This is a genomic window from Xenorhabdus santafensis (assembly GCF_033949405.1).
Classification (GTDB): domain Bacteria; phylum Pseudomonadota; class Gammaproteobacteria; order Enterobacterales; family Enterobacteriaceae; genus Xenorhabdus; species Xenorhabdus santafensis.
Map to the genome: position 1 here is coordinate 1 of NZ_VCDN01000073.1, position 3,976 is coordinate 3,976.

At 43.0% G+C, this 3,976-nt stretch carries 5 protein-coding genes and 1 pseudogene; 1 reads left to right on the forward strand and 5 read right to left on the reverse strand.

Annotation, left to right across the window (positions count from 1 at the left end; all coding sequences use genetic code 11):
* From FE392_RS16345 to FE392_RS16355, 3 genes are all read right to left on the reverse strand, one after another.
* Positions 1–858 (reverse strand): primase-helicase zinc-binding domain-containing protein (locus FE392_RS16345; RefSeq protein WP_319931275.1); only part of this gene is annotated, 858 nt, incomplete at its 3' end.
* Between the two features lie 3 nt (positions 859–861).
* Positions 862–1,272, reverse strand: coding sequence for a hypothetical protein (locus FE392_RS16350; protein WP_319931276.1), 411 nt, complete (start codon positions 1,270–1,272; stop codon positions 862–864).
* A complete protein-coding gene (locus FE392_RS16355) occupies positions 1,265–1,525 on the reverse strand; it encodes a hypothetical protein (protein WP_319931277.1) in 261 nt (86 codons plus the stop codon). The genes FE392_RS16350 and FE392_RS16355 overlap by 8 nt, the downstream gene beginning before the upstream one ends.
* 61 nt (positions 1,526–1,586) lie before the next feature.
* Here FE392_RS16355 and FE392_RS16360 point away from each other — a divergent pair.
* Positions 1,587–1,760, forward strand: a pseudogene (locus FE392_RS16360) (YlcI/YnfO family protein); the annotation flags it as partial.
* A 249-nt stretch (positions 1,761–2,009) separates the two neighbouring features.
* Here FE392_RS16360 and FE392_RS16365 read toward each other — a convergent pair.
* Both FE392_RS16365 and FE392_RS16370 read right to left on the reverse strand, forming a co-directional pair.
* Positions 2,010–2,222 (reverse strand): helix-turn-helix transcriptional regulator, encoded by a 213-nt coding sequence (locus FE392_RS16365; protein ID WP_038188287.1) that lies wholly within the window; start codon positions 2,220–2,222, stop codon positions 2,010–2,012.
* A gap of 305 nt (positions 2,223–2,527) precedes the next feature.
* Complete coding sequence (locus FE392_RS16370; RefSeq protein ID WP_319931278.1) at positions 2,528–3,790, reverse strand: tyrosine-type recombinase/integrase; 1,263 nt, start codon at positions 3,788–3,790, stop codon at positions 2,528–2,530.
* Positions 3,791–3,976 lie beyond the last annotated feature (186 nt).

The following is a 3,976-nucleotide window of genomic DNA, read 5'->3' on the forward strand; positions in this document are numbered from 1 at the left end:
TTCTGCCGCTATTTTGCCCACGTTCTTTTTCAGTTTTCTGTTCTTATCCCGTTCTTCCGGCTCGTGCCAGTCATTGTCAGCCGCAAGAATGATTTTCGATTCAGACCATTGCTTTCTGACCATTTCAGCAACAGTTGATAAATTGCTTTCATCAATGGCAGCCAGCACCACACCATTATGTAACTGGCTGACAGTCAGCGCTGTCGCGTAACCTTCTGTAATGATGATGGTGTCAGGCGTTCCGGTAATCTCAGATACCGGAATAAAGCTCCCTTTCTTCTGCGTGCCGGAAACAAGGCGTTTTTCGCCGTTTGGCTTGATGGTCTGAGCGCCGGTGATAGTACCGTTCAGTGTCTGAGTTACCAGCAATAGAGAATCCTGCAATAGCCGCTGATTGGGGCATTTCAGCCCCTTTTTCACCAGATACTGAGATTCTCCCCTTATCGATTTTGCCACCAGCACCGCGATCCGCTCCGCAATGGGTTTCATTGTTTGAGGCAGCTCTTTAACTGGTTTCGATTCAGGCAGCGGCATTGCCATCACATCAGCAACCTGTTTAGCGGCGGTCAGGATAGTGATACCTTTAGCCCTTGCCACTAAATCCAGACCATCACCATGATTGGGCTGATCACACTGGCGACAATGCCAATCGCCGTGATGGTTATCGTCTATAAAGTGAAAACGGTCAGTTCCACCGCATATCGGGCAAGCGCCATGCTTCCCCTTTGCCGGAACATCAACACCACAGGCTGGCAACAGGCTTTGCCAGTGATTCATGGCGGATTGTTTCACGCTTCGAATAACGTCTATCGGGCGGTTTCCCATAGGGCTTTTAGACTGTGAGGAGCGTTGACTCATGATTTATTCCTCCCCATAAACAGCCGTACACAGTGCATAATAGACGTCTTGGTTGAAATCACAGGCCAGCGATAACAGATCGCGCAGTTCTTCTGAACAATCCCTGCCGATTTGGTCAAGAATGACCTCAAATAACGATATGGCTAGCCCTGCCCGATACATAGCCTGATCTAACGGTATTGCTTTCTGATGTCTGTTCACCACATACCCTAACAATGTCATCAACAAGGGCTGTGGCGTATGTTTCAACAGAGCCTGCTGTACTTCCTGATTGATATCACGCGCCAGAAAAATCAAGTTATTGAGTTCAATGGTGCATTCTTCCGGTGACTTTTCGAGAATAAACGTGAAAACAGAAGCTGCTAGCTGTGTGCGATACTCCGCCTGTTTTAATGAAAGTGTTTTTTTACCCACGGCGCACCTCCTGACGAGAAACGGATCTCAGGAAGGAGATACCCGCCAGAATGATGATAAGGCGCTGGGAATGAATTAGGCATGTAAATTTAGGGCGAGTTTGGGTATGCTGTATGCCAGCCATCGCGTAAGTCTCCTTTACGTTGTGGTTAGACGCCTCGATAGTGTTGGTAGCACTTCGGGGCGTTGTCGTTTTCTGCTTTAAAAGCATCAAGGTGTATTTCACTTTATCCTTGGGTGAAATAAACGTCAATACTTTTTCCGGTTTACTTTTTATGTATAATGAAATACACCAAATCACAGAGGATTCAGTAATGGCAACTGGTGCGAAGAATGCAAAATCACAAATGACTACTGTTCGCATACCACATGAAGTCATGGAAGATATGGAACAAGTTAAAATAAATGGTGAAAGCAATGCTGGTTTTATTGTTGCTGCAATGAAGGGTGAGATCAAACGCCGCCAGCGCAAGGCAAAAGCATCATCTGAACAATAGTCAGCTAATCTACAATAAGACCAATGATTAACTATCTCTCTTAAAGAGGATAGGTTAAGGGTAGCATCTGTTATGTTATCCTTTTCTTTTTCATCCCAACTAATTGCTGTATCGATAATTAAAATATCGTTTTCCTGATTTTTGACGTAAGGGTATCCGTAACGGTTATTATCAGTATTTTTATTGTTCATAATTTTTTTATTTTTGTGCTTTTTGGTTATGCTGAAAATATATTTTCTATTACATTTCACCGCGAGATTCAGAAATACGTTGAGCTATCCAGCCATCAACTTCTGATTCAAGAAAAGCAACTGAGCGAGTGCCAATTTTAATTTGTTTCGGAAATTTATCTTCTCCAATAAGTCTATAGATCCACGCTTTGCTATAACCTGTTCTGCGTTGAACTTCTGACAAACGAATAAGACTTTCTTTAGGTGTGGTAATTATTGACATGTGGTTTTCCCTGTTAACTTATCTATATTTGATGTTTCTAGACGTTGTTAGAACAGGGACAATTAAAGCGAAGTTCCAATGTGAGATCATCACATAGGAATAGTAATCCGTTTCATACAAAGAGTGTGTTGCATCTTATTATTTTGATTGTTAACCATTTTTAGTTATAAAATACTAACAATGGAAAATATACCAACCCGCAACGGTACTACAGGCTGGTATAAAATTAGTCAGTACTTTTTGATAATTTACTATCTTTACCTGATGCCTCTGATACGCAATATAATATATAGTTCCAGATGAAATTATTTCCGACGTTTTTTAGCAAAGTCATATGGAGTTATATATTTTTCTCTATTTGCGTCCAGATAATCAGCCCACCATTGAACCATTAGCTGCCGTTCATCCAGATGCTTAGATGTGTGAATATACGCAGCGCGGACGTTTTTTCTTTCCACATGGCTTAACTGGCGCTCTATTGCATCATCGTTCCATAATCCAGATTCGCCCATCGCACCACGCGCCATTGTTCTAAATCCATGACCACAAACTTCTGTTTTGGTGTCGTATCCCATACCGCGTAAGGCATTATTTACGGTACTTTCGCTCATGACTTTTGCCGGATTATAGTCATGAGGAAACATCACCTCACATTCTCCACTCAAGCCCTGTAAGGTTTTAAAGAGAGATACGGCTTGACGACTCAACGGCACAATATGTTCGGTTTTCATTTTCATGCCACGTTCAGAGAATTTAACGCCTTCAATGGGTTTTCTTGTGGCGGGAATTTTCCAGACAGCATTTTCAAGATCAAGTTCTTCCCAACGGGCAAATCTCAACTCACTGGAACGGACGAACGTTAATAAAGTCAGTTCTACAGCAATTTGAGTAATCAAGCGCCCGCGATAGTGAGAAAGACGGGTAAGAAATTCAGGTAAACGTTCGTGGGGGAGTGCTGGGTGATGTTTGGCTTTTACTGTGGAAAGTGCGCCAGACATATCATTTGCAGGATTAGATTCAAGAATATCATTCTGGACAGCGTATCGCATGATGGAAGTAACACGCTGCTGTAATCGCTGAGCGATATCATGTTTACCATCGGCATCAACGGATTTGATAGGTACTAAAAGTTGGCTTGTTCTTAAAGTGGAGATGTCGAGCTTGCCAATATGAGGAAAAATATAGTGCTCAAGGCTGCGTAAAATGCGGTTGCTGTGATCTTCACTCCATCGCTTATTGCTAGCGTGCCATTCGCGGGCTACCTGTTCAAAGGATGGTGCCCCTTTTGATTCAGCTTGTGCCCCTTTTTTCTCTGCTTTGGGGTCAGCACCTTGGGCTATGAGTTTTTTGGCTTCATCTCGTTTAGCCCGTGCATCAGCTAAAGACACTATAGGATAAACACCAAAAGCCAGTCGGTCTTCTTTCTTATCGGTAGGGCGGCGATACTTCATCCGCCAGTATTTAGAGCCGCGTGAAGTGATCTCCAAGTAGAGTCCGCCACCATCAGCGAGTTTGTAGGTTTTTTCTTTGGGTTTTGCTGCTTCGATTTGTCGTGCGTTTAGTTTCATTTTTTAGGGGCACATTTAAAAATAGAAGTGTAGGTGCCCCAGATTATGCCCCGTGGTGCATGTTGATTGCAATGGACTAAAGTAGACATAAAAAGAAAAGACCTGATTGATTTATCAGGTCTTTCTAGGAGTTAGTTTACTAGAGTAGACGTTAGTAAACTTATGTTTGGTGCCCAGGGCGGGACT

Bases quoted from the DNA above. Each gene is read 5' to 3' on its own strand.
- FE392_RS16365 (WP_038188287.1), bottom strand. From the start codon at position 2,222: ATGTCAATAATTACCACACCTAAAGAAAGTCTTATTCGTTTGTCAGAA.
- FE392_RS16370 (WP_319931278.1), bottom strand. From the start codon at position 3,790: ATGAAACTAAACGCACGACAAATCGAAGCAGCAAAACCCAAAGAAAAA.